The sequence below is a fragment of the Streptomyces blattellae genome (assembly GCF_009709555.1).
Lineage (GTDB): Bacteria > Actinomycetota > Actinomycetes > Streptomycetales > Streptomycetaceae > Streptomyces > Streptomyces blattellae.
Genome location: NZ_WJBG01000112.1, coordinates 184,397 through 208,304, shown reverse-complemented (window position 1 = coordinate 208,304; position 23,908 = coordinate 184,397). Strand labels below are relative to the sequence as shown.

At 69.2% G+C, this 23,908-nt stretch carries 31 protein-coding genes, 1 tRNA gene and 2 pseudogenes; 18 read left to right on the top strand and 16 right to left on the bottom strand.

Going from position 1 to position 23,908, the window contains the following annotated elements; translation table 11 throughout:
• The first annotated feature begins 140 nt into the window (after window positions 1–140).
• Both orn and GFH49_RS06505 read left to right on the top strand, forming a co-directional pair.
• The gene (gene orn, locus GFH49_RS06510) at window positions 141–743 is read left to right on the top strand and encodes an oligoribonuclease (protein WP_155054792.1); all 603 of its coding nucleotides are present in this window, start codon (window positions 141–143) and stop codon (window positions 741–743) included.
• A gap of 126 nt (window positions 744–869) precedes the next feature.
• Window positions 870–942, top strand: a tRNA-His gene (locus GFH49_RS06505).
• Window positions 943–1,064: 122 nt separating this feature from the next.
• Here GFH49_RS06505 and GFH49_RS06500 read toward each other — a convergent pair.
• The gene (locus tag GFH49_RS06500) at window positions 1,065–1,733 is read right to left on the bottom strand and encodes an HAD family hydrolase (protein ID WP_196217876.1); all 669 of its coding nucleotides are present in this window, start codon (window positions 1,731–1,733) and stop codon (window positions 1,065–1,067) included.
• A gap of 82 nt (window positions 1,734–1,815) precedes the next feature.
• On the opposite strand from GFH49_RS06500, the gene GFH49_RS06495 reads away from it, so the two are divergent.
• From GFH49_RS06495 to GFH49_RS06455, 9 genes are all read left to right on the top strand, one after another.
• Window positions 1,816–3,018, top strand: a complete 1,203-nt coding sequence (locus GFH49_RS06495; RefSeq protein WP_155054790.1) for a helix-turn-helix domain-containing protein — start codon at window positions 1,816–1,818, stop codon at window positions 3,016–3,018.
• 108 nt (window positions 3,019–3,126) lie between these two features.
• Complete coding sequence (locus GFH49_RS06490; RefSeq protein WP_155054789.1) at window positions 3,127–3,495, top strand: DUF6415 family natural product biosynthesis protein; 369 nt, start codon at window positions 3,127–3,129, stop codon at window positions 3,493–3,495.
• Window positions 3,492–3,701 carry a hypothetical protein gene (locus GFH49_RS06485; protein WP_155054788.1) on the top strand — a complete coding sequence of 70 codons (210 nt, stop codon included), beginning with the start codon at window positions 3,492–3,494 and terminating at the stop codon, window positions 3,699–3,701. The genes GFH49_RS06490 and GFH49_RS06485 overlap by 4 nt, the downstream gene beginning before the upstream one ends.
• A 159-nt stretch (window positions 3,702–3,860) precedes the next feature.
• Window positions 3,861–4,097, top strand: a complete 237-nt coding sequence (locus tag GFH49_RS06480) for a DUF397 domain-containing protein (RefSeq protein ID WP_155054787.1) — start codon at window positions 3,861–3,863, stop codon at window positions 4,095–4,097.
• Window positions 4,098–4,417: 320 nt separating this feature from the next.
• Window positions 4,418–4,723 carry a hypothetical protein gene (locus tag GFH49_RS39920; RefSeq protein WP_230396181.1) on the top strand — a complete coding sequence of 102 codons (306 nt, stop codon included), beginning with the start codon at window positions 4,418–4,420 and terminating at the stop codon, window positions 4,721–4,723.
• 22 nt (window positions 4,724–4,745) lie between these two features.
• Complete coding sequence (locus GFH49_RS06470) at window positions 4,746–5,645, top strand: JmjC domain-containing protein (RefSeq protein WP_155054786.1); 900 nt, start codon at window positions 4,746–4,748, stop codon at window positions 5,643–5,645.
• 107 nt (window positions 5,646–5,752) lie between these two features.
• Window positions 5,753–6,142: a TIR domain-containing protein gene (locus GFH49_RS06465; RefSeq protein WP_155054785.1), complete on the top strand. Its 390-nt coding sequence runs from the start codon at window positions 5,753–5,755 to the stop codon at window positions 6,140–6,142.
• Between the two features lie 21 nt (window positions 6,143–6,163).
• Window positions 6,164–6,343 carry a TetR/AcrR family transcriptional regulator gene (locus GFH49_RS06460; RefSeq protein ID WP_196217872.1) on the top strand — a complete coding sequence of 60 codons (180 nt, stop codon included), beginning with the start codon at window positions 6,164–6,166 and terminating at the stop codon, window positions 6,341–6,343.
• 16 nt (window positions 6,344–6,359) lie between these two features.
• Window positions 6,360–6,860 carry a GNAT family N-acetyltransferase gene (locus tag GFH49_RS06455; RefSeq protein ID WP_155054784.1) on the top strand — a complete coding sequence of 167 codons (501 nt, stop codon included), beginning with the start codon at window positions 6,360–6,362 and terminating at the stop codon, window positions 6,858–6,860.
• 34 nt (window positions 6,861–6,894) lie between these two features.
• On the opposite strand, the gene GFH49_RS06450 is transcribed toward GFH49_RS06455, so the two are convergent.
• From GFH49_RS06450 to GFH49_RS06440, 3 genes are all read right to left on the bottom strand, one after another.
• Window positions 6,895–7,302 carry a PIN domain-containing protein gene (locus tag GFH49_RS06450; protein ID WP_155054783.1) on the bottom strand — a complete coding sequence of 136 codons (408 nt, stop codon included), beginning with the start codon at window positions 7,300–7,302 and terminating at the stop codon, window positions 6,895–6,897.
• A complete protein-coding gene (locus tag GFH49_RS06445; RefSeq protein WP_155054782.1) occupies window positions 7,299–7,532 on the bottom strand; it encodes a type II toxin-antitoxin system VapB family antitoxin in 234 nt (77 codons plus the stop codon). Before GFH49_RS06445 ends, GFH49_RS06450 begins: the two co-directional genes overlap by 4 nt.
• A 114-nt stretch (window positions 7,533–7,646) precedes the next feature.
• Window positions 7,647–8,702, bottom strand: a complete 1,056-nt coding sequence (locus tag GFH49_RS06440; RefSeq protein ID WP_155054781.1) for a LacI family DNA-binding transcriptional regulator — start codon at window positions 8,700–8,702, stop codon at window positions 7,647–7,649.
• 327 nt (window positions 8,703–9,029) lie between these two features.
• Between GFH49_RS06440 and GFH49_RS06435 the strand changes: the two genes are divergently transcribed.
• The 4 genes from GFH49_RS06435 to GFH49_RS06420 all read left to right on the top strand — a co-directional run bounded on the left by GFH49_RS06435 (window position 9,030) and on the right by GFH49_RS06420 (window position 13,842).
• Window positions 9,030–10,352 carry an ABC transporter substrate-binding protein gene (locus tag GFH49_RS06435; protein WP_155054780.1) on the top strand — a complete coding sequence of 441 codons (1,323 nt, stop codon included), beginning with the start codon at window positions 9,030–9,032 and terminating at the stop codon, window positions 10,350–10,352.
• On the top strand, window positions 10,349–11,374 hold the full coding sequence (locus tag GFH49_RS06430) for a carbohydrate ABC transporter permease (RefSeq protein WP_155054779.1): 1,026 nt from the start codon (window positions 10,349–10,351) through the stop codon (window positions 11,372–11,374). Before GFH49_RS06435 ends, GFH49_RS06430 begins: the two co-directional genes overlap by 4 nt.
• A complete protein-coding gene (locus GFH49_RS06425; RefSeq protein WP_196217871.1) occupies window positions 11,374–12,282 on the top strand; it encodes a carbohydrate ABC transporter permease in 909 nt (302 codons plus the stop codon). The genes GFH49_RS06430 and GFH49_RS06425 overlap by 1 nt, the downstream gene beginning before the upstream one ends.
• A gap of 132 nt (window positions 12,283–12,414) precedes the next feature.
• A complete protein-coding gene (locus GFH49_RS06420) occupies window positions 12,415–13,842 on the top strand; it encodes a GH1 family beta-glucosidase (RefSeq protein WP_155054778.1) in 1,428 nt (475 codons plus the stop codon).
• A 71-nt stretch (window positions 13,843–13,913) separates the two neighbouring features.
• Here the strand turns inward: GFH49_RS06420 and GFH49_RS06415 are convergent, their stop codons facing one another.
• The 6 genes and pseudogenes from GFH49_RS06415 to GFH49_RS39910 form a co-directional block, all read right to left on the bottom strand.
• Window positions 13,914–14,333 (bottom strand): PIN domain nuclease, encoded by a 420-nt coding sequence (locus tag GFH49_RS06415; RefSeq protein ID WP_155054777.1) that lies wholly within the window; start codon window positions 14,331–14,333, stop codon window positions 13,914–13,916.
• A complete protein-coding gene (locus GFH49_RS06410) occupies window positions 14,330–14,539 on the bottom strand; it encodes a type II toxin-antitoxin system VapB family antitoxin (RefSeq protein ID WP_155054776.1) in 210 nt (69 codons plus the stop codon). The genes GFH49_RS06415 and GFH49_RS06410 overlap by 4 nt, the downstream gene beginning before the upstream one ends.
• A 188-nt stretch (window positions 14,540–14,727) precedes the next feature.
• Complete coding sequence (locus GFH49_RS06405) at window positions 14,728–15,195, bottom strand: hypothetical protein (RefSeq protein WP_155054775.1); 468 nt, start codon at window positions 15,193–15,195, stop codon at window positions 14,728–14,730.
• A 209-nt stretch (window positions 15,196–15,404) separates the two neighbouring features.
• Window positions 15,405–15,824, bottom strand: a complete 420-nt coding sequence (locus GFH49_RS06400) for a hypothetical protein (RefSeq protein ID WP_155054774.1) — start codon at window positions 15,822–15,824, stop codon at window positions 15,405–15,407.
• A gap of 121 nt (window positions 15,825–15,945) precedes the next feature.
• Complete coding sequence (locus GFH49_RS39915) at window positions 15,946–16,443, bottom strand: hypothetical protein (protein WP_230396195.1); 498 nt, start codon at window positions 16,441–16,443, stop codon at window positions 15,946–15,948.
• Between the two features lie 376 nt (window positions 16,444–16,819).
• Window positions 16,820–17,107, bottom strand: a pseudogene (locus tag GFH49_RS39910) (ATP-binding protein); the annotation flags it as partial.
• A 235-nt stretch (window positions 17,108–17,342) separates the two neighbouring features.
• Between GFH49_RS39910 and GFH49_RS06390 the strand changes: the two are divergent.
• Both GFH49_RS06390 and GFH49_RS06385 read left to right on the top strand, forming a co-directional pair.
• Entirely contained in the window at window positions 17,343–18,224 is an 882-nt protein-coding gene (locus tag GFH49_RS06390; protein WP_155054772.1) for a helix-turn-helix domain-containing protein, read from the top strand.
• 11 nt (window positions 18,225–18,235) lie between these two features.
• Window positions 18,236–18,424 (top strand): DUF397 domain-containing protein, encoded by a 189-nt coding sequence (locus tag GFH49_RS06385; protein WP_155054771.1) that lies wholly within the window; start codon window positions 18,236–18,238, stop codon window positions 18,422–18,424.
• A gap of 266 nt (window positions 18,425–18,690) precedes the next feature.
• Here the strand turns inward: GFH49_RS06385 and GFH49_RS06380 are convergent, their stop codons facing one another.
• From GFH49_RS06380 to GFH49_RS06365, 4 genes and pseudogenes are all read right to left on the bottom strand, one after another.
• A complete protein-coding gene (locus tag GFH49_RS06380; protein WP_155054770.1) occupies window positions 18,691–18,999 on the bottom strand; it encodes a trypco2 family protein in 309 nt (102 codons plus the stop codon).
• 54 nt (window positions 19,000–19,053) lie between these two features.
• Window positions 19,054–19,206 (bottom strand): annotated as a pseudogene (locus GFH49_RS06375) (carbohydrate ABC transporter permease); the annotation flags it as partial.
• Between the two features lie 61 nt (window positions 19,207–19,267).
• Window positions 19,268–20,653: a HAMP domain-containing sensor histidine kinase gene (locus GFH49_RS06370; protein ID WP_155054769.1), complete on the bottom strand. Its 1,386-nt coding sequence runs from the start codon at window positions 20,651–20,653 to the stop codon at window positions 19,268–19,270.
• Window positions 20,650–21,354 carry a response regulator transcription factor gene (locus GFH49_RS06365; RefSeq protein ID WP_155054768.1) on the bottom strand — a complete coding sequence of 235 codons (705 nt, stop codon included), beginning with the start codon at window positions 21,352–21,354 and terminating at the stop codon, window positions 20,650–20,652. The genes GFH49_RS06370 and GFH49_RS06365 overlap by 4 nt, the downstream gene beginning before the upstream one ends.
• A 110-nt stretch (window positions 21,355–21,464) precedes the next feature.
• Here GFH49_RS06365 and GFH49_RS06360 point away from each other — a divergent pair, with 110 nt between their 5' ends.
• The gene (locus tag GFH49_RS06360) at window positions 21,465–21,980 is read left to right on the top strand and encodes a hypothetical protein (RefSeq protein WP_155054767.1); all 516 of its coding nucleotides are present in this window, start codon (window positions 21,465–21,467) and stop codon (window positions 21,978–21,980) included.
• Between the two features lie 118 nt (window positions 21,981–22,098).
• Here GFH49_RS06360 and GFH49_RS06355 read toward each other — a convergent pair whose 3' ends face one another.
• Both GFH49_RS06355 and GFH49_RS06350 read right to left on the bottom strand, forming a co-directional pair.
• Window positions 22,099–22,968 carry a spermidine synthase gene (locus GFH49_RS06355; RefSeq protein ID WP_155054766.1) on the bottom strand — a complete coding sequence of 290 codons (870 nt, stop codon included), beginning with the start codon at window positions 22,966–22,968 and terminating at the stop codon, window positions 22,099–22,101.
• A 310-nt stretch (window positions 22,969–23,278) separates the two neighbouring features.
• Window positions 23,279–23,785, bottom strand: coding sequence for a hypothetical protein (locus tag GFH49_RS06350; protein WP_155054765.1), 507 nt, complete (start codon window positions 23,783–23,785; stop codon window positions 23,279–23,281).
• Window positions 23,786–23,908 lie beyond the last annotated feature (123 nt).

Here is a 23,908-nt window from a genome sequence, read left to right as displayed (position 1 = left end):
GACGGAGAGGCCGGCGGTCGGGACACCCGCGGTGGTGAGGGGGCCCGCCCGCCCCTCACCACCGCGCCCGGCGTGAGCCCGGGGCACCGCGGGGCCACCGCGGGGCATCCATAAGCGGACGTCGGCTTTAGGGTGGTCGCATGAACGATCGCATGGTGTGGATCGACTGCGAGATGACCGGCCTCTCGCTGTCCGACGACGCGCTCATCGAGGTGGCCGCCCTCGTCACCGACTCCGAGCTGAACGTGCTCGGCGAGGGTGTCGACATCGTCATCCGGCCGCCGGACTCCGCGCTGGAGACGATGCCGGAAGTGGTGCGTCAGATGCACACCGCCTCCGGACTGCTCGATGAACTCCCGGCCGGTACGACACTGGCGGACGCCGAGGAGCAGGTGCTCGCCTACGTCCGGGAACACGTCAAGGAGCCCGGCAAGGCCCCGCTGTGCGGCAACTCCGTCGGCACCGACCGCGGTTTCCTCCTGCGGGACATGCCGAAGGTCGAGGAGTACCTCCACTACCGCATCGTCGATGTCTCGTCGATCAAGGAGCTGGCCCGGCGCTGGTACCCCCGGGCGTACTTCAACAGCCCCGAGAAGAACGGCAACCACCGCGCCCTCGCCGACATCCGCGAGTCCATCGCGGAACTGCGCTACTACCGCGAGGCCATCTTCGTCCCCCAGCCCGGTCCCGACTCGGACACGGCGAGGACGATCGCCGCGAAGCACGTTCGGCCTGCTCAGTAGGTGCGTGACGGGTCCGCGTCCGACGCGCGTCGAGGCACGGCGAAAGCCAGGCGCGAGCACCCCTTCGGACCCTGTACACTTTTTCTCGGCCGGTCGGGGAGAACATTCGTCGAATCACCGGTCATGGTGGGTGTAGCTCAGCTGGTAGAGCACCTGGTTGTGGTCCAGGATGTCGCGGGTTCGAGTCCCGTCACTCACCCTTGATGATCAGGGGTTGACCTGCACAGACAGGTCAACCCCTGATGTGTTCGTGGCAGCCCGAGAACTTCAGCGGCAAGAATGGCTCCCCTCTTCCGCCTTCCGACGGGAGGGGCCCTTTCTTCATCCACCGATCACCGCGAGGGCCCGGTCCGTATCCGACAGCCCACCCAGCACGACATGGGCGCCGGCCGCACTCAGGTCACTCGGAGACGTACGGCCTGTCGCGACCGCTACCACTCGAACACCGGCCTCCAGCCCGCCCGCAACGTCCGCAAGTGTGTCCCCAAGAAACACCGCATCTGACGGGGACGTGGCCGATCGCTTCAGAGCGGCGCACAACAGCTCGGGTCGGCCTTCGCCGTCCTCGGCATACGCGCCCTCGTCGAGTCGCATGTAGCCGTCCAGGCCGAAGGTGGCGAGCTTCACCTCGGCGGCTTGGCGGATGTTGCCGGTCACCACCGACTGCCGTACGCCCCGGTCTTCAAGGGCAGCGAGAACCGCCGCAGCGCCGGGTAGTGCGTGTCCCCGCTCCCGCAGCTCGGCCGCGCGGCGGACGTGCAGTGCTCCGAGCGCGTCAGCGAACCGGGTGAACAAGTCGTCACGGTAGCGGATGTCGTGCAGCCGAGCGGTCTCCCGAAGGATTACTCGCTCTGTCGAGCCGGTCACCGACACCTGTTCCCGCAGCACTACGCCCGTCACCTGACGGAACGCCTGCGCCCACAGCTCCCCGCCGAAGCCTCGCGTCGCCATCAGCGTATGGTCGATGTCCCACAGCACCAACTCCGGCACCATCGCCTCCCTCTTTGCACGACCCCGGCCTCCCCACCTGGCGGGCACCCTACGCTCGTATCAAGGAGCGAGGAGTAGGCACATGGTTGCAGCGGACCTCCCCATCGGGGACAGGATCCGGCACTATCGGGGCGGTCGCCGCCAGGACGCCGTCGCCGGCCTGGTCGGCATCTCACCTGACTACCTGTCGCAGATCGAGCGTGGCCTCAAAGTGCCCAGTCTGCCGATCCTGTACGCGCTCGCCCAGGAGTTAGGAGTGCCGACGGCTGCACTCCTCTCCGAGCAGCCGCCCCCCGCGGAGGAGCACAAGGACACGGCGGAAGGTGCTGTGGGCCGTGCGCTCCTCGGTTACGGGCCCGCCCACAGCTCTGCGCCTGTAGCGGCGGCTGTACTGAGAGACCGGGTGGAGTCTGCGTGGCAGAGCTGGCAGACCAGCGGCGAGCGCTTCACCGAGGCAGCTGCCACGCTTCCGAGTCTGGTCGCCGACGTCGAGCATGCCGCGCGCGCTGCCCGCGCAGGCGAGGACGAGGTTGAGCGCCGAGCCGTCTTCCGTGCTGCCGCCGACCTGTACTGCCTGCTCCGCTCGTATCTGCGCCGTACAGGCCGCGTCGACCTCGCCACCGTCGCCGCAGACCGGGCGATGCGCGCCGCCGAGGACGCTGACGACCCTCTCCGTATCGCCGCAGCCAGGTGGAACTTCGGCCATGTCCTCCTCGCCGCCGGCCAGGCCGCCGAGGCGGAAGAGATGGCGCTGCGCGCGGCCGGGGAATTGGCCGCCACCACGATGCCTGAGGTCGAACGGACAGCCATGGGAGGTGCGCTTCAGCTTGTCGCGGTAGTGGCTGCCGCCCGTCGGCGCCGGTGGTGGGAGGCCCGCGAGCGGCTCACCCAGTACGCGGCGCCTGCCGCCCGCGCCGTGTCCGACGCCAGCAACGTCGCATGGACCGTGTTCGGGCCGACCAACGTGGCATTGCACGCAGTCTCCATCGAGATGGAAGCGGGTGAGACAGGTGAGGCCCTGCACACCGCTGACGCCATCGACACCAGCGGGCTACCGTCGCTGGAGCGGGAATTCACCTTCGGACTGGAGGTGGCAGCTTGCCACAGCCAGCGCCGGGACGACGCCGCGGCGTTGCTTGCCCTTCTCGGCTTGGAGGCGAGCGCCCCCGAGGACCTTGCTCGGACGCCACTCGCGCGGCAGCTGGTGCTGACGGTGGTCCGTCGGGCCCGGTCGATACACGCCCGGCAGGCAGAGCAGCTGGCGGTGCGCATCGGTCTCGTGTAGGCGGACGAGCCTGTGGGTCACCCGAACTGTCAGCTCGGGTCACCTCGATGGCGCCTGTCTAAGGTCACCTGTGTGAGACAGACCACCGTGACCGTGGAGGCGTGAGAGATGGCGACTACGACCGATCCGACGGTCCTGCCTGCGGACGTCGCCACGATGCGCGCCACGGCATGCCCGGCCGCCGACCCGGATGACGGGCCGGACGCGCTCCCGCCAGGCGTCGCAGAGCTGGAGACGTTCGACAACACCCGGCGCGGGTTCCTTGAGCTGCCCATCCCCGAGTTTGTGCAGATGGCCGGCCCGGGGCCGTACAGCGCGCGGGCGTATTGCGCGCTCGCCTGCGTCGGAAAGGCTTGCCGGAAGCTGAGTCGCACTCCGGCCCCTGCGCTGGAGTCCCGCGTCGCTCACGCCCGGCACCAGGCCCGGTCCCTGAACGCCCCGTACTCCCCCTACGAAACGCTGAGCGGTGCGTCGTGAGTGCGGCCGTACACATCTGCCGTCACTGCGACGGGCCTATCACCGACCCGGACGACTCCGTGTACATCGGCCACGAGCCGGGCAGTTCCGGGCCCGGCTGGAACATCTGGGCGCACCGCGAACACGCCCATCTCGTCGGCCCTGATCCGGACGCCATACGCATCCTCGCCCGCGTCCTGATCGCACGCGCCCTGCACTCCGAGTAGACGCCCGTCCCTCTGGAGGACCCCAGGCTTTCGGCGGAACGGGGCTCCGAGACCCCTGCCCGAGGTTCCCACCCCAGGACAAGTCGAGCCTCGGGCGGGTTGCACAACGGCACGGAGAACGCCTCTCCGAACAGATCACCAGGACACCGGAGGTCAGTCATGAAGCCGAACCTGTACGAACTGCCCGCAGCCCCAACCAGGGCAAAGAACTGGTGCGGCGGCAACCTCGGCGGCGACAACGAGACCTGCGTGACCACCACGCCGCTCGCCGGCGCCGACGGGTTCATCCTCTGCGACTCCAAGCCTGAGGGCGCCGGACACCACCTGCGCATGACCGCTGCGGAGCTGGACGCGTTCGCGGTCGGCTGGGCCAAATCCCGGGGGCTGAAGCTCTAATCTGTGCGCTCGTCCCCCTCGTACAGCGGACCGTCTCCGGTCGGAGACGGTCCGTTTCACCCCTGGAGGAAACCATGACTGTCACCGCGTCCATGGGCCGTTCTGCGGGGCTGGTTGCCCCTGATCGGACAGGCCACTGGCACGGCTTCGGGCCGTGGGTCGGAAGCCCGGCCGCATACGCAGTAGAGGGGAACCGCCGACCGGCACACCCCAACGGTCCACCCTCGGCAACAGATCCCGAGGACAAGAAGGCCCAACACGTCCTGGCGCGCTACCACGAAGCAGCGGGCGAGTTCTCCAGCTCCAGCCTGCCGCCTCTCATGACCGGCCACTGGCTGCAAAAGCGCGGGCAGGCCGCAGCCGCCCGTACCTGGACCGACGTCGCCGACGCGGTGGAGTGGCTCAAGCAGGGCTACACCGACAACCCGCCGGCCGAGCGAACCGATGGCCTGCGGGCCTACGTCGGCCTGGACGTGAAGCTCGCATACGCCATCGACGCCCTGCCCTGCGGGGTCGACATCTCCTGGGTCCACTACACGAAGAGCAAGAGCCTGTTCTCCGCCTCCGTGGTGTGCTGCCCCAACCGCTTCCACCCCACCCTCACCTGCCCGCTGCCGCCGGCATGACCCTTCCCACGAGGAGAACTCGATGTCGCTCAGCCTGTTACTGCCCGAGGACGGCGTCGCCGATCTCCTGACGACCTGGCCCGACGAGCCCCGGGTTTACGAACGCGGCCGTTCCGCCCTTGACCGCACCATCACCGCGGACGACTTCGAACAGCTCCTCGACACCGGCTGCGTGCCCGCCGAGGAAGTCGCCGCCATCCACGCCGGCCCCTCCGACCGCAGCTCCTTCAAGACGGCCAACGGCCGCACCGACGCGACGAAACTGCGCCGCCTGCGCCAACGCGGGTACACCATCCGCCTGGGCAACCTGCAACGCTGGCTTCCCTTCTTCCACGACGCTGCACGGGCTATCCAGCAGGAGACCGGTTACAGCAACTACGTCCACTGCTTCCTCACACCCGCCGGCAAGCAAGGACTACGGCACCACTGGGATCAGCAGATGGCGCTGATCGTGCAGCTCTCCGGCGCCAAGACGTGGCAGCTGTGGAGGCCGATGTACAACTCGCCGATGCGCGAGCACCAGGAGTCTTTCCGTGTCTGGCAGGACGACTTCATCCCCGGCTGGGAGGCTGCCGGACCAGACACGACCATCGACCTCACGGCCGGACAGACCCTGCTGCTGCCAAGGGGCTGGATTCACAACCCGCACGCTCTGAACAGCGCCGCGGACAGTGTCCATCTCACCTTCGCCATCCGGGAACGCACCCCTCTGTGGCTCTCCGAGAAGATGCTCGCCCTCGCGATCGAAGACCCGGCGTTCCGCCGTGTCATCCCGCCCAGAGACATGGAAGGAACGGCACTCGCGGCACGCCTTGGTGAGGTCCGGCAGGCGCTCGTAGAGTTCCTTCACGGCCTGGACATGAATGAGGTGGCCGTCCTGGTCCGTGAGGCTGCCGTGGCCGAGCTGGAGTACTCCACCTGACGCTCCAGCACGGGCCCCGACCGTGCCCATGTCCGGTAAGACGATCTTGGACACCCTCGTTCTCGTCTCCGCAGGCACCCCTTGGACCACACCACCAGGAGGAACCAGTGTCACACCCGCAACCGCTCACTTCCGAGGAGAAGCTCGCCGACGTGAAGAAGCAGCTGAGCCTCCCGCGTATCGTCGTGATCTGCGGCTCCACCCGTTTCATGACCGAGATGGCCCAGGCCGATCTGCGGGAGACCAAAGCCGGGAAGATCGTCGTCAAACCGGGCTGTGACAGGAAGTCGCCGCACGAATTCTGGTCCGATCCTGTCGAGGCCGAGGCGCTGAAGGTTCGACTCGGCGATCTGCACCGGGCGAAGATCCGGCTCGCTGATGAGGTGCTCGTAGTCGGCGACTACATCGGAGACAGCACCCGATCCGAAATCGCCTACGCCCGGTCACTGGGCAAGCCCGTGCGGTTCACGCACCCCGAGGTCGACCCCGACGCCTAACGGGAGCTACGGAGCCGGGGAATGCTCGGTTCCGCAGCCGACGACGCGGAACTGCGCGCCGCGCTCGTCGTCACCGCGATGGTCGGCGTGACGATCGGCCACCAGCTCCTCGACCTCCCCGCCCTGCGCGACGCCCCAGCCGACCGCATCGCGGCACTCCTGCGCCCGGCCTTGAAATCCCTGACAGATCCCGCAAGTTGAGAGGGCGCCGGCACCCATGCCGCTCGACCCGATCCCCACGCCCCGCCTGGACCTGCTCCCCCTCCAGGTCGAGCACGCGCAAGAAATGGCGACGGTCCTGGCCGACCCGGCCCTGCACACCTACATCGGCGGCACCCCGCTCACCCGAGAGGCCCTGCACGCCCGCTACGAGCGCCTGGTCGCCGGTTCTCCCGACCCGTCCGTCACCTGGTGCAACTGGGTCCTGCGCCATCGCACGGGCTCGCACCTCATCGGCACCGTCCAGGCCACGATCACGGGACAGACCGCGGAGATCGCCTGGGTCGTGGGAACGCCATGGCAAGGAAACGGCTACGCCTCCGAGGCGGCGCGAGGGCTCGTGTCCCGGCTACGGGAGCGATCCCGGACGCTCACGGTGATCGCCCACATCCACCCGTCCCACCACGCCTCCGCCGCCGTGGCCAGGGCGACCGGCCTGTCTCCCACGGACGAGGAACATGACGGCGAGGTGCGGTGGCGGCTCTCCCCGCGCCGATGACACAGACCCGATCGCACCGACTCGTACGAGGCCTTCAGGTGCGCACATCCCGCTGGTCGACTTCCTTCACCACGGCCGCCACCGCGACAAAGTCGTTGTCCACGTGGAGCACGGTGTGACCGTGCTGAACCGCCGTTGCGCACACCAGGAGGTCGATGGCCCCCGCGGCGCGATGCTGCCCCTGTTGGGTGAGCTTGTACTGGGCCATGTCGACCCAGCGCCAGGCACCCTTCGGCACCGGCGAGAGGTGGCACAGGGCGTCCAGTTCGTCCGCCAGTTCGTCGCGGTGAGCAGGGCCTGTGGCGGAGTACAGGAACTCGGTACGCGTGGGTTCGCACAGGTGAAAGGCGCCCGCGGCGATATGCCCTTCCCAGGCGTGCAGCGCCCCGGGTGTGCGGAAAAGGTGCCACAGAGCCGAGGTGTCCAGGAGGTACGTGATCACTCGAAGGCCGCCCGGTGAGCCCGCTTGGCGGCGGCATGAGCTGCCGCCGCCGCGTCGAACTCGCCGCGCTCCCCACGAACGGCCAACTTCTCGGCGGCCTCAAGGCGCCTGACACGTGCGACGTAGTCCCGCAAAGCCGCGTTCACGGTGTCCTTCTTGGTCGTGGAACCCATGAGCCGCATCGCCTCGGCAAGCGCCTCGTCGTCCAGGTCGATCTGGGTCACGCTCATCTCGGCCACCTCCATGCTCACGATGTACATAAAGAGTGTACGTCACCAACACGACTGCGGCACATGCGCTGTTTCCGGGCACGCATGAGTGCTGTGCCGAACCGGCGCCCCGCCTCATGACGACGTGCGCGGCACCAGTTCCGTCGCCAGGACCAGTTGGCGGCGCTCCAGGTCCCGGGAGACCGTCGGGCGGCGGTCGGCTATTTCGGTGAGGAGGAGGTCGATCATGGCGCGGCCCATTTCCTCTATGGGCTGGCGGACGCTGGTGAGGGGTGGGTCCATGTGGCGGGCGATGGCGGAGTCGTCGTAGCCGACGAGGGCGACGTCGTCGGGGATGCGGCGGCCGGCGTCCCGGAGGGCCTGGCGGGCGCCGGCCGCGGTCACGTCCGAGGCGGCGAAGACGGCGTCGAGGTGGGGGCAGCGGTCGAGCAGCGCGGCCATCGCCCGGCGGCCGCCCCCCTCGGTGAAGTCGCCGGGTTCGATGAGGCGCTCGTCGACCTCGTGGCCCGAGTCGCGCAGGGCGGCGCGGTAGCCGTCGACGCGGCGCTGGGCGCCGTAGACGTCCTGGCGGCCGGTGATGTGGGCGATCGTGCGGCGGCCGCGGGCGAGCAGGTGCTCCACGGCTGAGCGGGCGCCGCCGTAGTTGTCGGAGTCGACCGAGGTGAGCGTCTCGGCGGCGGACCTGGGGCCGCTGATGACCGCGGGTATCTCCAGTTGGGCCAGGAGGTCGGGCAGCGGGTCGTCCGCGTGGACCGAGACCAGCAGGACGCCGTCGACGCGGTGGGCGGCGAGGTACTGCGCGAGGCGCTGCCGCTCCCGGTCGCTGCCCGCGAAGATCAGCAGCAACTGCATCTCGGTGTCGGAGAGTTCCGCGCCGACACCCTTCAGCATGTCCGAGAAGTACGGCTCCGCGAAGAACCGGGTCTCCGGCTCGGGGACGACCAGCGCGATCGCGTCGGTGCGGTTGGCGGCGAGGGCGCGGGCGGCCGTGTTCGGGACGTAACCGAGTTCCGCGACCGCCGCCTCGACGGCCGCGCGGGTGGCGTCGCTGACCCGGGGCGAGCCGTTGATCACCCGGGAGACCGTGCCGCGGCCGACACCGGCGCGCGCGGCGACCTCTTCGAGGGTGGGCCGGCCACCGCTCCGCCCCCGCGCTCCATGGATTGCCATGTGGCTCCGCCCTTCCACCGTCGACGCGCCGGCCTGGAATCTAACAGTCGCGGCGGAGAGGTGACCTTCCGAGCCGCCGCCAGACCGGCCGGGCCCTTACTCCCGGGTCCAGTTAACAGCCCGATAACTGAACGCATCTCTCCGCGCTCGTGCCCTTGACACCCCCGTCCGGACCCGCGAACCTTCAACACATCACTTGTGGGAGCGCTCCCACAGTACCTGACACATACACATCCCGCACGTTCCCCGCCCGAGCCGCAGCGTGTACAACGGGCCCAACAGTGCAGTTGGCCGGGGGGTCGGCACGTCAGGCAACAGGAGGACGCAATGCGCACGATTACCCGCCGGTCCCGCAGGCTGTCGGCCCTCGCGGTCGCCGCCGCGCTGACTACGGGCCTGCTGGCCGGCTGCGCCGAAGACTCGGACGACTCCGGCTCGGACGAGGGCGGCGGCAACGCCGAGGGCAAGACCACCCTGACCGTCGGCACGTTCGGCGTCTTCGGCTACAAGCAGGCCGGACTCTACGACGAGTACATGAAGCTCCACCCCGACATCAACATCAAGGAGAACGTCACCACCCGGACCGACGTCTACTGGCCGAAGACGCTGACCCGGCTGCAGGCCGGTTCCGGCACCGACGACATCCAGGCGATCGAGGTCGGCAACATCACCGAGGCCGTGCAGACGCAGAGCGACAAGTTCGTCGACCTCGGTCAGGAGGTCGACACCTCGCAGTGGCTGGACTGGAAGACCGCCCAGGCCACCACCGAGGACGGCAAGGTCATCGGGCTCGGCACCGACATCGGCCCGATGGCGATCTGCTACCGCAAGGACCTGTTCGAGCAGGCCGGCCTGGAGACCGACCGCGACAAGCTCGCCGCGCAGTGGGAGGGCGACTGGAACAAGTACGTCGACCTCGGCAAGGAGTACATGAAGAACGCTCCCGGCGACACCAAGTTCGTGGACTCCGCCTCCTCCGTCTACAACGCGGTCCTCAACGGTGAGAGCGAGCGCTACTACGACAAGGACGGCAACGTCGTCTGGGACGAGTCCGCGGGCGTGCAGAATGCCTGGGACACCTCCATGGAGGTGGCGACCAGCGACATGTCGGCGAAGCTGAAGCAGTTCGACAAGCCGTGGGACCAGGGCTTCGCGAACGCCAGCTTCGCGACGGTGGCCTGCCCGGCCTGGATGATCGGCTACATCCAGGAGAAGTCCGGCGATTCGGGCGCGGGCAACTGGGACGTGGCGGCGGCGCCGACCGCGTCCAACTGGGGCGGCTCGTTCATCGGCGTGCCGACGGCGAGCGAGAACCAGAAGGAGGCCATCGAACTGGCGAAGTGGCTGACCGCGCCCGAGCAGCAGGCGAAGGTCTTCGCCAAGCAGGCGAGCTTCCCGTCGACCCCGTCGGCGTACTCGACCCTTGAGCCGGCGGCCGAGACCCAGTCGTACTTCTCCGACGCGCCGATCACGGACATCTTCTCGGCCTCCGCCGAGAGCATCCCGACGCAGGTCTTCGGCACCAAGGACCAGCCGATCAACACCGCGCTCACCGACGTGGGCATCCTCCAGGTCGAGCAGAAGGGCGCCTCCCCCGACGAGGGCTGGGACGCGGCGTCCGAGGAGATCAAGGACGTGCTCGGCCAGTGACCAGCTCCAAGCAGGCTCTCGCGCATCCCGCGTCGAGCGCCGAGGCCGCGTCCGGCGACAAGCCGGGCGCGGCCCGGGGCGCTCGCGGTCGCGGTACGCCGCCCCCGGGCCCGGGTTCCTGGCGGAGCCGGCTGTACCGCTGGGACATGAAGGCGTCGCCGTACGCGTTCATCGCCCCCTTCTTCATCGTGTTCGGGGCGTTCTCGCTCGTCCCGCTGCTCTACACGGCCTGGTATTCCCTGCACAACGTGCAGTTGTCCAACCTGGACAGCCAGGAGTGGGCGGGCCTGGACAACTACCAGAACCTGCTGTCCTCGGACTTCTTCTGGAACGCCCTGTGGAACACCTTCACCATCGGCGTGATCTCGACCGTGCCACAGCTGATGATGGCGATCGGTCTCGCGCACCTGCTCAACTACCGGCTGCGCGGCTCGACGCTGTGGCGGGTCGTGATGCTCACCCCGTACGCCACCTCGGTGGCGGCGGCGACGCTGGTGTTCGTGCTGCTGTACTCCTGGGACGGCGGCGCGATCAACTGGGCGCTCGGCGGCATCGGCATCGATCCGATCAACTGGCGTGAGTCGGACTGGGGTTCGCAGTTCGCCGTGTCGTCGATCGTGATCTGGCGGTGGACCGGCTACAACGCGCTGATCTACCTGGCCGCGATGCAGGCGATCCCGTCCGACCTGTACGAGTCGGCGTCGCTGGACGGCGCGAACCGCTGGCAGCAGTTCATCCATGTGACGATCCCGCAGCTGCGGCCGACGATCCTGTTCACGGTGGTCGTCTCGACGATCGGCGCGACGCAGCTGTTCGGTGAGCCCCTGCTGTTCGGCGGGGTCAGCGGCTCCAAGGGCGGCTCCGACCACCAGTACCAGACGCTCGGCCTGTACATGTACGACCAGGGCTGGATCATCGGCAACCTCGGCAAGGCGTCCGCGATCGCGTGGTCGATGTTCCTGATCCTCGTGATCATCGCCGTGATCAACCTGGTGATCACCCGACGTCTGAGGAAGTCCTGATGACCACAAGCGAACTGACGATCCCTCAGAAAACTCAGAAAACCGAGAAGGTACGACGGCCCAGGCGCCCACGGGTCATGGGCGCGGGCAAGCAGCTGCACGCCGGCCCGGTCACCTACCTCGTGCTGACCGTCTTCGCGCTGGTCTCGCTGGCCCCGCTGGTGTGGACGGCGATCGCCGCCTCGCGCACCGACGAACGGCTCGCGCAGACCCCGCCGCCGCTGTGGTTCGGCGGGAACCTGTTCAAGAACATGGAGACGGCGTGGGAGGAGGCGGGTCTCGGCACGGCGATGTTCAACACGACGTTTGTGGCGGGCACGATCACCGTCTCCACGGTGCTGTTCTCCACGCTCGCCGGGTTCGCCTTCGCCAAGCTGCGGTTCAGGTTCTCCGGTGTGCTGCTCCTGCTGACCATCGGCACGATGATGATCCCGCCGCAGCTGGCGGTCGTACCGCTGTATCTGTGGATGGCCGACCTCGGCTGGTCGAACCAGCTGCAGACCGTCATCCTGCCCACCCTGTGCACCGCGTTCGGCACGTTCTTCATGCGGCAGTACCTGCTGCAGGCGCTGCCGACCGAGCTGATCGAGGCGGCGCGGGTGGACGGGGCGAGCAGTCTGCGGGTCGTGTGGCACGTGGTCTTCCCGGCGGCGCGGCCCGCGATGGCCGTACTCGGCCTGCTGACCTTCGTGTTCGCCTGGAACGACTTCCTGTGGCCGATCATCGCGCTCAACCAGGAGAACCCGACCGTGCAGGTCGCCCTCAACTCCCTCGGCACCGGCTATGTCCCCGACCAGGCGGTGATCATGGCGGGGGCGCTGCTCGGCACGCTGCCGCTGCTGATCGCCTTCCTGTTGTTCGGCAAGCAGATCGTGGGGGGCATCATGCAGGGCGCGATCAAGGGCTGACCGCGACCTCGCTCGGGGGCCGAGTCACCGCCGCCTCGGCCCCTTCCCTCCCGTCCCCCCTTCCTCCATCCCTTCCCTCCCTGCCCACTTCCCCCTACTCCGGTCTTCACGACCCCCATTGGGAGCGCTTCCATGCCTGGACCCGAATCGCCCGTGACCTTTCCTCCCGCCTTCCTCTGGGGCGCCGCGACCTCCGCGTACCAGATCGAGGGGGCGGTGCGGGAGGGCGGCAGGACCCCCTCGATCTGGGACACCTTCAGCCACACGCCGGGAAAGACGGCCGGTGGCGAGCACGGTGACATCGCTGTCGACCACTACCACCGCTACCGCGAGGACGTCGCGCTGATGGCGGAACTGGGCCTGAGCGCGTACCGCTTCTCGGTGTCCTGGTCGCGGGTGCAGCCGACCGGGCGCGGCCCGGCCGTCCAGAAGGGCCTGGACTTCTACCGCCGGCTGGTGGACGAGCTGCTGGCGGCCGGCATCAAGCCGGCCGTCACCCTCTACCACTGGGACCTGCCGCAGGAGCTGGAGGACGCGGGCGGCTGGCCGGAGCGGGACACGGCGTTCCGGTTCGCCGAGTACGCACAGATCGTCGCCGAGGCGCTCGGCGACCGGGTGGAGCAGTGGATCACCCTCAACGAGCCGTGGTGCAGCGCGTTCCTGGGCTACGGGTCGGGCGTCCACGCGCCGGGCCGCACGGACGCGGCGGCCTCGCTGAAGGCGGCGCACCATCTGAACCTGGCGCACGGCCTGGGCACGTCGGCACTGCGTACGACGATGCCCGCCCGCAACTCCGTGGCGGTGAGCCTCAACTCCTCGGTGGTCAGGACGGTCACCCAGGACCCGGCCGACCTGGCGGCGGCGCAGAAGATCGACGACCTGGCCAACGGCGTCTTTCACGGCCCGATGCTGAACGGCGCCTACCCGCAGACGCTGTTCACCGCCACGTCGTCGGTCACGGACTGGTCGTTCGTCCTGGACGGCGACCTGGCCCTGATCCACCAGCCGTTGGACGCGCTGGGCCTCAACTACTACACACCGGCGCTGGTTTCGACGACGCAGGCGGCTCCGGCGGGGCCCCGCGCCGACGGTCACGGAGCCAGCCCCTTCTCTCCCTGGCCGGGCGCGGACGACGTCGCCTTCCATCAGACGCCGGGCGACCGCACGGAGATGGGCTGGACGATCGACCCGACCGGCCTGCACGAGCTGATCATGCGCTACACGCGCGAGGCCCCGGGCCTGCCGCTGTACATCACCGAGAACGGCGCGGCCTACGACGACAAGCCGGACCCCGACGGCCGCGTCCACGACCCCGAGCGGATCGCCTACCTCCACGGCCACCTGACCGCCGTACGCCAGGCCATCACCGACGGCGCCGACGTCCGCGGGTACTACCTGTGGTCCCTGCTGGACAACTTCGAATGGGCGTACGGCTACAGCAAGCGCTTCGGCACGGTCTACGTGGACTACTCCACGCTGGAGCGGACGCCGAAGTCGAGCGCGCGGTGGTATGGAAAGGCCGCGCGTACGGGGGCCCTGCCGGCCATCGAGGGGGACTGACGGGGGGGGCGGGGCGCGGCATGCGGTGGGGGCATGCCGCGCCCCGGACACGATCGTGATCGTGATCGCGGTCAGAGGCTGCCCGGGGGAGCGAGCCACTGGGTCGGCTGGCCGGTGACCGAGGCGATGGTCTCGAAGTCGTTGTCGTAGTGGAGCATGGTCAGCCCTTGGAGCTCAGCCGTGGCGGCGACGAGGAGGTCCACCGCTCCCGCGGAACGGTGCCGCCCCTTCTCGGTGAGCTCCCGCTGCACGTCCCACGCCCGCGTCACCGTCCGATCGTCCAGAGGTGTCCAGCCGAACAGCGCATCCAGATCCTGGACCAGCTCCGCACGGTCCTCGGCGTTCCGGGCGCTGTAGAGGAATTCGACCTCGGTGACCGGGCAGCGCGCGATCAGTCCCTCTTCCAGCGGTTTCTCCCAGAGATCACGGGCAGGCCGCTTCAGGACGCGGACCAGGGCGCTGGTGTCGACGAGATAGGCCGCCGCACTCATCGACGGTAGTTCTCCTTGTCCAGCAACACGTCGAAGTCACCGGCATCCGCCCGCGCCGCGAGCCGGGCCAGCGCGAGCGCCCGCTTCTTGCGCTCGACGCCCTCCCTGAGAGCGGCGTTGACGGTGTCCTTCTTCGTCTTGGTTCCAAACGCTATGGCCGCCTCGGCGAGCAGCTCATCATCGATGTCGATCAGCGTCTTGGTCACGAGGAACCTCCTGGATATCCACGAGCTAATTCAGTATATCCACCAGCTCGAACCAGGCCGCCTTGCCCTGACCCGGACCGTGCGTGCACACGCCCCAGGCGTCGGCACCGTGCGAGATGAGGTGTACGCCTCGGCCGTCCTCGCCGTCGGGGGCGGCAGCACGGCGAGCAGGCAGGCCGCGGGCTTCGTCATGGACGAGGACGCGGAGGCGGGTGAGGTCGGTCCAGCAGGCGACTTTCCGGCTTCTTGCGCGTCGCCCTCCGGCGTGACCGGCGCTCTGCGATTACCCCGGGATCGGATCTCATGTGGGGTGGGACCACGAACTTGGGACGGTTGAAGAGGATGACGGCGACCTCGACCACGACGCACGTCATGAGAAGCAAAAAGGCGCACACAAAGGCGATGAGCGAGGCCATTCGCATCTCCCCCTCCGCGTCCCAGACCCCGACCAGCACCAGGACGGTGATGGCCCAAACGCCCACAGCGGTGACCGCCAGCGAACGCACCTCACCTCGCCGCACCTCTGGTCCGAAGGGCAAGAAGGTGAAGCCTCGCTCGAAGAAGGCCACCTGTTCCGGGTCACGCCAGAGCTGAATCGTTTTCCAGGTCAGAAACGGGGTCCCGACAGCCCAGAAACAGGTCAGGAAGATCGCCACTGAGCGCCCCTGTTCTCACACCCGCTGTGGCGGGCCGTGCGTATCCCGGCGAGCTCTTGGAGAGGTGCCGTGGCTCTGATCGTCAACCGAACAGTCCTTTCAGCTTCTTCCAGCCTCTGGATAGGCCGTTGTTCACAGGACCGGTGGACAGGATGCCCACGACAGCTCCGGCCGCTCCTCATCGGATCCGCTGTTGATCAGGCCCTGTGTCACTCCCGCACCGACCTGCGCCTCACCTTCCTCCGACGTGCGCGACGTGCCGCTATCACTCCGAGATCAGATCTCATGTGCGGCGGCACTATGAACTTCGGACGGTTGAACAGGACGACACAGACCTCAAGCATCAGACAGAGCATGACCACGATCACGAGAACGCCAGACAGAGCCAACAAGACACCATCCATCGTTACGTCATAGAGCCCCAGGAAGAACATCGCCAAGATACCCCATAGAAAAATGACTCTGACCCCGAGAGAGCGTACTTCGCCTCTTCTCACGTCATGACCGAATGGAAGGAAAGCGAAAGTGTCCATGAAGTAGGCGACGAGGTTGGCGTTCCTCCAAAGCTGCGTTACTTTCCAGGACATAAAGATCAAAGCAAGGCCAAACCCGATCCCCAAATATGTCATCCGCGTGGTCCCTCCCACTCTGTCCGTCCAAGCAGCCTCCGCTCTAGAGGCACTCCACTGGGCGGGCTCCGGAAGCGCGTACTCGCCAGAGCCCGCCCTGTTCACTACCGCCAGCTATCGTTCAGTCGAACCACCCCTTGACCCCCTCCCAAGTGTTCGACATGAAGTTGTTGACAGGGCCAGTCATAAGGATGCCCGTCACGGCCCCCGCCGCGCCTCCGATAGCGCTGCCGACAACCGTGCCCACTCCGGGCGTGATCGCCGTTCCAATCGCCGCGCCTAGGGTGGCGCCCACATGGGTGGCGCCCATGACGACGCCTGTGTCAAAGGCCGTCTCGGCAACCGTCAGGGGGATGTCCCCGCCAGTGCTGTTGTAGTTGGACCAGGCCGTGAAGGCGATACCGCCGACGAGCAGCCCTCTTCCCAGGCCCTGCGCCACTGCTCCCCGTCCGCCGCCCGCAACTCGCTGCACACCGGGATGGGTCTGCAAGGAGCGCAGGGTCTTTCCTGCCTTGCTGCGCGCCTTCGGGTCGGGGTTGCTCCGGAGGTCCCTGCCGGCCTGCGTGGTGACCTTGCCGGCGCGGTTGAATCCCTCCTGAATGTAGGTGCCGGAGGTCATGAGCCCGTTGCCCGCGTTGCAGACGTAGTTCCACTCCGACTCTATGCCGCAGTTGGCTGAGAAGGACAGGATGGGAGCCGGGTCGGGCCCCAGGAGGAGCGGAGGCTGCGCTGGTGCTGGTGGGCCGTAGACGGGGCCACAGGCCGCGAGCGGCGGAACTCCACAGCTGGGCGGGCCGTAGACGACGAGGCCGCCGCCACCGGGCCCATTTCCTCCGCCGCCACTGGATCCTCCACTGCCACCTCCGCCGGAGCCCGCCCACCTCGAACCAGGTGGCCTTGCCCCGGCCGGGACCGTGGGTGCACACGCCCCAGGCGTCGGCCCCGTACGAGATGAGGTGTATGCCGCGGCCGTCTTCGTCGTCGGGGGTGGAAATACGGCAGCTGGGCCGGCCGGGGGCTTCGTCGTGGATCAGGACGCGGAGGCGGGTGGGGTCGGCCCAGCCGGCGTAGAGGGTGACGGGTGTCGTGCAGCCCTTTTCCGCACAGGCGTTGATGGCGTTGGTGACTGCCTCGGAGGTCAGCAGGACTGCGGTGTCGGTGAGTTCGGGGCGGTGGGATGCGACGAGGAGGGTGCGGACCGTTTCGCGGGCGGTGCGGACGTAGGCGGGGTGGGGCGGGAAGACGAGGGAGACGTCGGTGATGGGGAGTGGGAGGTCTTCCATGGGGCCCCTTTCGGGGGTGGTCAGCCCACGCGGTGACCAGGTCCGGGCCTCAACTGGCGTGAGGGCAGGGGCACTTCCTCGTGGGGCGGGGTGGTTGGCTTGCCATCGACGATAGGGAAATGTTTTCCTTTGCAGCAAGCGTCTCCCTCAGGAGTCACCCAAGTGAGTGATGGACCAACAGCCTGGCGACCCGCGTTCAGGGAGGGCGACAGACTGCTTGATCAGGAGGTCGACCATGGCACCCAGGACCAATCCCAGCGAACGCCAGCGCAGGCTCGGAGCGGAACTGCGCAAACTGCGCGTCCGCGCCGGGCTCTCCGGCGAGCAGGCGGCCGCGTTCCTGGACGCGGACCGCGCCCGCGTCAGCAACATCGAGACCGGGCGCATCGACGTGTCCCGCAACCGCCTGTACAAGGTGCTCCGGGAGTACGAGTGTCCACCCGGACCGTACTTCGACGCGTTGATGGCCATGGCTCAGGAGCGCGGGAGGGGTTGGTGGGACGAGTTCGCCGACACGATCGGTCCGGCAGCCCGCGATCTGGCCGAACTCGAATCGCGCTCGACGGTGATACACACGCACAATCCACTGGTCGTCCCTGGCATGCTCCAGACCGAGGAGTACGCCCGGGCGGTTCTCGCCGCCACGGAACCCGAGCCCCAACGCGCCGATCGATATTCCGAGTTCAGGCTGGCTCGGCAGCGCGCCCTGACTGGCGACTCAGCCGGGAGGTACCACGCGATCATCCACGAAGCGGCACTTCACACTCGGGTGGGCGGTCCGACGGTCATGCGCAGGCAACTGCTCCGGCTGATGGAAGCCTGCCGGTCACCCAACGTGACCGTACAGGTGTTCCCGTTCGAGGCAGGCGTCTACGCCGCGCACAGTCGCTCGTTCGTCATCTTCGGATGCGGAGTCCCCGAACTGGACACGGTCTACCTGGAGCACCCCACAAACTCGCTCTTCCTTTGGGATGGAGTCGAACTCGACGAGTACGCCAAAATGTTCGAGCGACTCTCGGAACTGGCGCTGGCACCGGTCGACCCGGAATCGGCCCCCGAGTCGCACGAGTCACGCGACTCGCTCAGCCTGATCCAGCACGTCATGTACACCTTGTGAGAGGACCCGCCGTGCCCCAACTCGTCTGGCAGAAGTCGTCGTTCAGCACCGGCGGCGAGGGCGAGTGCGTAGAACTGGCGGCGCCCTCCCCGTCCCGCATCCACCTCCGCGAGAGCGACCACCCCCACGAGATCGCCACCACCACACCCCACGCCCTCGCCGCCCTGCTGCATGCCGTGAAGGACCGAGACCTCAGCTGAACGGAGCTCCGGCTCCCTGGTTCACCCTCGTGGCTCCCTTACGACCACGACGTGCCCCGCCTGGGTGCTTCCATGCCACCACCGCCTCGACGAACCGCGTCCCCGGACGGTCCGCGTTGAAGCGCACCCGGATGCCCTGGCCGCCCTTGACGACATGCGCGGCCGTGAGCACCCGCCCGGGCACCACGAGATATCCCGAGCCGCGGCGACCCGTATCGGCTGGTCCGACGATGACCTCCGCGGCCCGCTCCGGCCGTAGCCCCCGGTCAGCGCTCGCCGTCAACCGATCCGCCTGTGATCATCACCGTGCGGGGCGCGCGTCCGTCCGCCACCGCCATGGGCGTGAGAGTGAGCGTGATCCGCTGCGTCTCGGCGTGCGCGTAGCGGCCGTCGGCGCCCGCGTCGACGACCCACAGCCGCACCTTGGCGTCCCCGCCGGCCTCTCGTGTGACAGCAACCGACGCCTCGACCTCCACGGGTCCCAGCTCGAAGCGGACGGTCTCCCCGTCCCCGTCGGCCACAGCGGCGGTCAACTGCTGCCGCAACTCTCGGATCATGTCGGCCAGTTCGATCACGGTTCCCCCTCGTGCGGCACCGCTCAAATGCTACAAGTCACACGGCGGCACGAACTACACGATCAGCGTCGGGATCGCGGTGAGCATGGCGCCGGCGGCGACCACGTCGGGGTCGATGACGTATGCGCCGGAGAGCTTGTTCAGCGCCGAGGTGATCGGCATGTTCTCGCCGGTGGAGATCAGGACCAGGGCCCGGAGGAAGTCGTCAGCGCGGAAGCCCTGCGGGGGTATGCCGGGGTGGTCGTCTCCGAGGCAGGCAGGCCCGCGTTCACTTCACGGCCGCCGGCCGCCTCCGCCGCCGTACCGTCCGCACCGTCCCCCGATGCCCTCTCCGCTCCGGCGCCCGCCCGTCCAGCTGGATCCAGATCCGCACCTCGGTGCCGCCGAGCACGGAGGAGCCGATGCGTACGTCGCCGCCCGTCGACTCCGCGAGGCGCCGCACGATGTCCAGCCCGAGGCCGGTCGAACCCGCGCTTCCCGAGCCGCGCCCGCGGGCCATCGCCGCCTCGGGGTCGGGTATGCCGGGGCCCGCGTCGGAGACGAGCACGATCACCGCGTCCTCGCCGTTGTGCACGTCGACCGCGAAGGCCGTGCCCTCGGGGGTGTGCCGGAAGACATTGCCGAGCAGGGCGTCCAGCGCCGCCGCCAGATCCGCCCGGGCCACGGGTATCCGCACCGGCCGCTCCACCCCGGCCACCCGCACCTTGCGCCCCTCGTCCTCGGCGAGCGCCGACCAGAACCCCATCCGCTCCCGCACCACCTCGGCCGCGTCGCACCCGGCACCGGCACCCGGCGCCGCGGTCTGCGGCTTGGCCTCCCGCGCCGTCCGGATGATCGTGTCGACCTCGTGCTCCAGCTGCGCGACGGCGGCCCGGGTCTGCTCGGCGGCGGGCCCGTCGCCGAGCGAGGCGGCGTTGAGCCGGAGCACGGTGAGCGGCGTGCGCAGCCGGTGGGACAGGTCGGCCGCCAACTCCCGCTCGTTCGCGAGCAGTTGTACGACCTGATCGGCCATGGAGTTGAACGCGACCGCCGCCAGCCGCAGTTCGTTCGGCCCCTCCTCCGGCACGCGGGCGCCCAGTTTCCCCTCCCCCAGTTCATGCGCGCCCTCGACCAGCCGCTGAGCGGGCTGCACCATCCGTACGCCCAGCCGGTCGGCGACCGCGACCGAGCCGACGACGAGCGCGACGCCCACCGCGGCGAGCACGGCCCAGGCGGTGTCGACGCCGTTCGTCATCTCGGACTCGGGGACGTACACCTCCACCACGGCGATCTCACCGGAGCTCAGCGCGACCGGCTGGAGCAGCGTGGAGCCGCCGGGCACCTCGGTGGTGGAGGCGCGGCCCAGCCTCCGAACGGTCGCGATGTCCTCGTCGGCGGCACGCTGCTTGCCCAGGCCGACGGCGGCGGCACCGTCGGAGGCCGGTATGTGCACGGCCATCCCGGCGTCCGAGCCCGCGGCGGCGACGACCCGTTCGAGCTGGTCGCGCTCTGTGGTGATGGACAGCGCCGGGGCGACGGCCGCGGCCTCCCGCTCTGCATTGGAGAACGCGCGGTCGCGGGCCATCTCCTTGATGACGAGGCCGAGCGGCACCGCGAAGGCGACGACGACCATGGCGGTGACCGCCAGCGAGACCTTGACCAGTGCCCACCTCATGGCGGCGGCTCCGCCCCCGGTGGCTCCAGCTTCACGCCGACCCCGCGCAGGGTGTGCAGATAACGCGGCCGCGCCGCCGTCTCCCCCAGCTTCCGGCGCAGCCACGACAGATGGACGTCGATGGTCTGGTCGTCGCCGTACGACTGCTGCCACACCTCGGCGAGCAGTTCCCTGCGCGGTACGACGACACCGGGCCGCCCGGCCAGAAAGGCGAGCAGGTCGAACTCGCGCCGAGTCAGGTCGAGGCGTACGCCGTCCAGTTCGGCCTGGCGGCGCAGCGGGTCCACGGTCAGCCCGCCGACGCGGAGCACGGTGGACGGCGGCGCCTCACCCCCCGCCGCACGGGAGCGCCGTAGCACCGCGGCCATCCGGGCGGAGAGGTGGTCGACCGAGAACGGCTTGGTCAGGTAGTCGTCCGCGCCCGCGTTCAGCAGCCGCACGATCTCCGTCTCGTCGTCCCGCGCGGTGGCGATGATCACCGGGATGTCGGTGATGCCGCGCAGCATCTTCAGCGCCTCGGCCCCGTCCAGATCGGGCAGGCCGAGGTCGAGGATGACCACGTCGAAACGGAAATGGGCGACCTCGCGCAGCGCCTCAAGCGCGGTGCCGACGCTGCGCACGGTGTGCGCGGCATCGGTCAGATGCCGGATGAGGGCCGAGCGTACGAACTGGTCGTCCTCGACCACGAGCACACTTGCCATGCGCCGCACCGTACGCCATGCGATGGACACCGGTCCGGCGCCTGTGGATAACTCCAGGCGGGGTGCGGCCGGGCGACACCGGTGGGACGCGTGAGGCAGTATGGCCCGCGATGCGCAGAGGTCTCCTACACGTACTGGCGTGGACGCTCGCCACGGGCGCGGCGGTCACGTTGTCGTGGTGGGGTGTCCATACGGTGATGACCGGCACGGCGTACGACCCGCCGCGCGCCCTGCCCATCACGTCCGGCGACGCGACCACACAGGAGTCGAGGCCGCTCGCCTCCCCGACGGCACGGGCCGAGCCGACGCGCGGCCCGTCGAGCAAGCCGCCGGCGCCCCGCGAGCCGAGCGCGGCGCCCACGAAGACGCCGCCGAAAGCCCCCAGCCCGTCCCCCACCGCCTCCGGCCGGATCAAGAGCTACGCCACCGAGGGCGGGCGTGCGGTCTTCGACCTGGGCGAGACCTCCGCCACGCTGGTGTCGGCTTCGCCCGCCGCCGGGTGGTCGATGCAGGTGTGGAAGACGGAGACGTGGATCCGGGTGGAGTTCGCGCAGGGTGCGGATCGGGTCTCGGTGTTCTGTACGTGGCACGACAGTGCGCCTCGGGTGGAGATCGGAACGTATTAGCTCCGCCGGTTGGAGTGGTTTCGCCTGCGGGTGCTCGGTGGTTGCTCGCGCCCGCGCGGCGGAGCCGCATATCGATACAGCCCCGCGCCCCTTGCGGGGCGCTGTACCGCACCGGCGTTCAGCGGAATACGGAAGGCGGGGGTACCGGTGAGGCGACCGCCACCGCGTCCGTGACCGGGGTGGCTCCGCCGGTGAGGTCGGTCAGGGGCTTGCCGTGTTCTACGCGGCCGGGGTGGGGGTCGGAGGCGGCGCGGCGGGTGAGTTCGGGGATCGGGAGGGGGTGGTCGGAGGCTACGAGGACGGCGTTGCCGAACCGTTTGCCGCGCAGCACCGTCGGGTCGGCCACCAGTGCGAGCTGGGCGAAGCGGGCGGACGCGGTGGCGACCTGGCCCCGCAGATGGGCCAGCGGGGGTCCGTCCGCGAGGTTGGCGGCGTACCAGCCACCCGGCCGGAGCGCCCTGCGTACCCCGTCGAGGAACTCCGTCGAGGTCAGATGAGCGGGCGTGCGGGCCCCGCTGTACACGTCGGCCACGACCAGGTCGGCCCACCCGTCGGGCACCTTGGCAAGCCCTTCCCGAGCGTCCGCGGACCGCACCCGGATACGGGCTCCCGGCTCCAACGGGAGCTGCCTGCGCACCAGTTGTACGAGGGTGGCGTCCCGCTCGACGACCTGCTGGGTCGACCGGGGCCGGGTGGCCGCGACATAGCGCGCCAGCGTCAGCGCCCCACCGCCGAGATGCACGACGTGAACGGGGCTGCCGGGCGGGGCGACGAGGTCGACGACGTGACCCAGCCGCCGCTGGTACTCGAAGGAGAGATGAGCGGGGTCGTCCAGGTCCACATACGACTGCGGCGCCCCGTCGATGAGCAACGTCCAGCCCCGGGTCCGGTCCCGATCGGGTATGAGCTCGGCCAGTCCTCCGTCGACGGCCTCGACGACGGCCGCATCACCCGCCCCACGGCGCCGCGAGTTCCTGGACTTTCCCATTGCACCATTATCGGCCCAGCCGCCCCCACCAGCCTGCAGGCCCCCACCCGCCCAGCCTGCAGGCCCCCACCCGCCCAGCCTGCGAACCCGCACCCACACAGCCGCGGGCCCCGCAACGCACACAGTCTCAGGCCCACACCCACCCAGCCGCGGGCCCCCACCACCCAGCCTGCGGGCATTCGTGCCGCCCAGGGCGGCACGGGTGGGCGCAGGCGGCACCCCGCAAGCGCCGTGGGGCGCGACCCACCCCCGCACCAGCCACAACCGACGGTCAGGATCAAGCGAACGTGAGTCGGGGCCGAAACGCCCGTCACCGACGGTTGTCCGCCGCCTCGATCAACCGCGCCGCCTCCCCCAGCGCCGCCCGCAGCACCGCAGGATCCGTCGCGAGGTCGGCCTCACCGGGCGGCAGCAGCCAGTCGGAGCCCTCCATCGGCGGCTCAGGGCTGAGGCACGACCCTCGCCCGTCCGTCTCCGTACACGTGCTCCCCGGGACGTCCCATCCCGCCGCGGTCCCGGCCGGCACCAGGAAGCCCAGGGTGTCGCAGCCGTCGTCGTGCAGCACCGGCCCCACCGCGTCCCCGGCGCCCCGCCGCAGAATGTCCACCGCCTCCAGCCCCTGCCGAGCCGGCACGGTCACCAGCTCGCATCCATCCGCGTCTGCGTCCGGGGCTGAGTCTGGGTCTGGGGCTGCGTCGAACGGCGTCGCGCTGCCATCCGGAGTCGGCGCGTGTCCCGCCGTCGTCACCGCGGCACTCGGTACGCACGGCATACGCGCTTCGACGCTCTGGCTGGTCTCCATCCCGGCCTCCACCACGGAACCCCTTCTAGGACGAGCGGGTCGGGAGTCGGGCGGCTCCCGGTCCACAGAGTCCAACGCGGCGTCGCGTCAACGGCTACGCGGGAAGTCCGCCGCAAAGGATGGCAGTTCATGGCAGAT

Bases quoted from the DNA above. Each gene is read 5' to 3' on its own strand.
- GFH49_RS06425 (WP_196217871.1), top strand. From the start codon at position 11,374: ATGACCACAAGCGAACTGACGATCCCTCAGAAAACTCAGAAAACCGAG.
- GFH49_RS06390 (WP_155054772.1), top strand. From the start codon at position 17,343: ATGGCACCCAGGACCAATCCCAGCGAACGCCAGCGCAGGCTCGGAGCG.
- GFH49_RS06490 (WP_155054789.1), top strand. From the start codon at position 3,127: ATGGCGACTACGACCGATCCGACGGTCCTGCCTGCGGACGTCGCCACG.
- GFH49_RS06400 (WP_155054774.1), bottom strand. From the start codon at position 15,824: ATGACATATTTGGGGATCGGGTTTGGCCTTGCTTTGATCTTTATGTCC.
- GFH49_RS06435 (WP_155054780.1), top strand. From the start codon at position 9,030: ATGCGCACGATTACCCGCCGGTCCCGCAGGCTGTCGGCCCTCGCGGTC.
- GFH49_RS06445 (WP_155054782.1), bottom strand. From the start codon at position 7,532: ATGAGCGTGACCCAGATCGACCTGGACGACGAGGCGCTTGCCGAGGCG.
- GFH49_RS06470 (WP_155054786.1), top strand. From the start codon at position 4,746: ATGTCGCTCAGCCTGTTACTGCCCGAGGACGGCGTCGCCGATCTCCTG.
- GFH49_RS06440 (WP_155054781.1), bottom strand. From the start codon at position 8,702: ATGGCAATCCATGGAGCGCGGGGGCGGAGCGGTGGCCGGCCCACCCTC.
- GFH49_RS06360 (WP_155054767.1), top strand. From the start codon at position 21,465: ATGCGCAGAGGTCTCCTACACGTACTGGCGTGGACGCTCGCCACGGGC.
- GFH49_RS06365 (WP_155054768.1), bottom strand. From the start codon at position 21,354: ATGGCAAGTGTGCTCGTGGTCGAGGACGACCAGTTCGTACGCTCGGCC.
- GFH49_RS39915 (WP_230396195.1), bottom strand. From the start codon at position 16,443: ATGACCTCCGGCACCTACATTCAGGAGGGATTCAACCGCGCCGGCAAG.
- orn (WP_155054792.1), top strand. From the start codon at position 141: ATGAACGATCGCATGGTGTGGATCGACTGCGAGATGACCGGCCTCTCG.
- GFH49_RS06480 (WP_155054787.1), top strand. From the start codon at position 3,861: ATGAAGCCGAACCTGTACGAACTGCCCGCAGCCCCAACCAGGGCAAAG.
- GFH49_RS06495 (WP_155054790.1), top strand. From the start codon at position 1,816: ATGGTTGCAGCGGACCTCCCCATCGGGGACAGGATCCGGCACTATCGG.
- GFH49_RS06420 (WP_155054778.1), top strand. From the start codon at position 12,415: ATGCCTGGACCCGAATCGCCCGTGACCTTTCCTCCCGCCTTCCTCTGG.
- GFH49_RS06415 (WP_155054777.1), bottom strand. From the start codon at position 14,333: ATGAGTGCGGCGGCCTATCTCGTCGACACCAGCGCCCTGGTCCGCGTC.
- GFH49_RS06455 (WP_155054784.1), top strand. From the start codon at position 6,360: ATGCCGCTCGACCCGATCCCCACGCCCCGCCTGGACCTGCTCCCCCTC.
- GFH49_RS39920 (WP_230396181.1), top strand. From the start codon at position 4,418: ATGACCGGCCACTGGCTGCAAAAGCGCGGGCAGGCCGCAGCCGCCCGT.
- GFH49_RS06355 (WP_155054766.1), bottom strand. From the start codon at position 22,968: ATGGGAAAGTCCAGGAACTCGCGGCGCCGTGGGGCGGGTGATGCGGCC.
- GFH49_RS06370 (WP_155054769.1), bottom strand. From the start codon at position 20,653: ATGAGGTGGGCACTGGTCAAGGTCTCGCTGGCGGTCACCGCCATGGTC.
- GFH49_RS06460 (WP_196217872.1), top strand. From the start codon at position 6,164: ATGCTCGGTTCCGCAGCCGACGACGCGGAACTGCGCGCCGCGCTCGTC.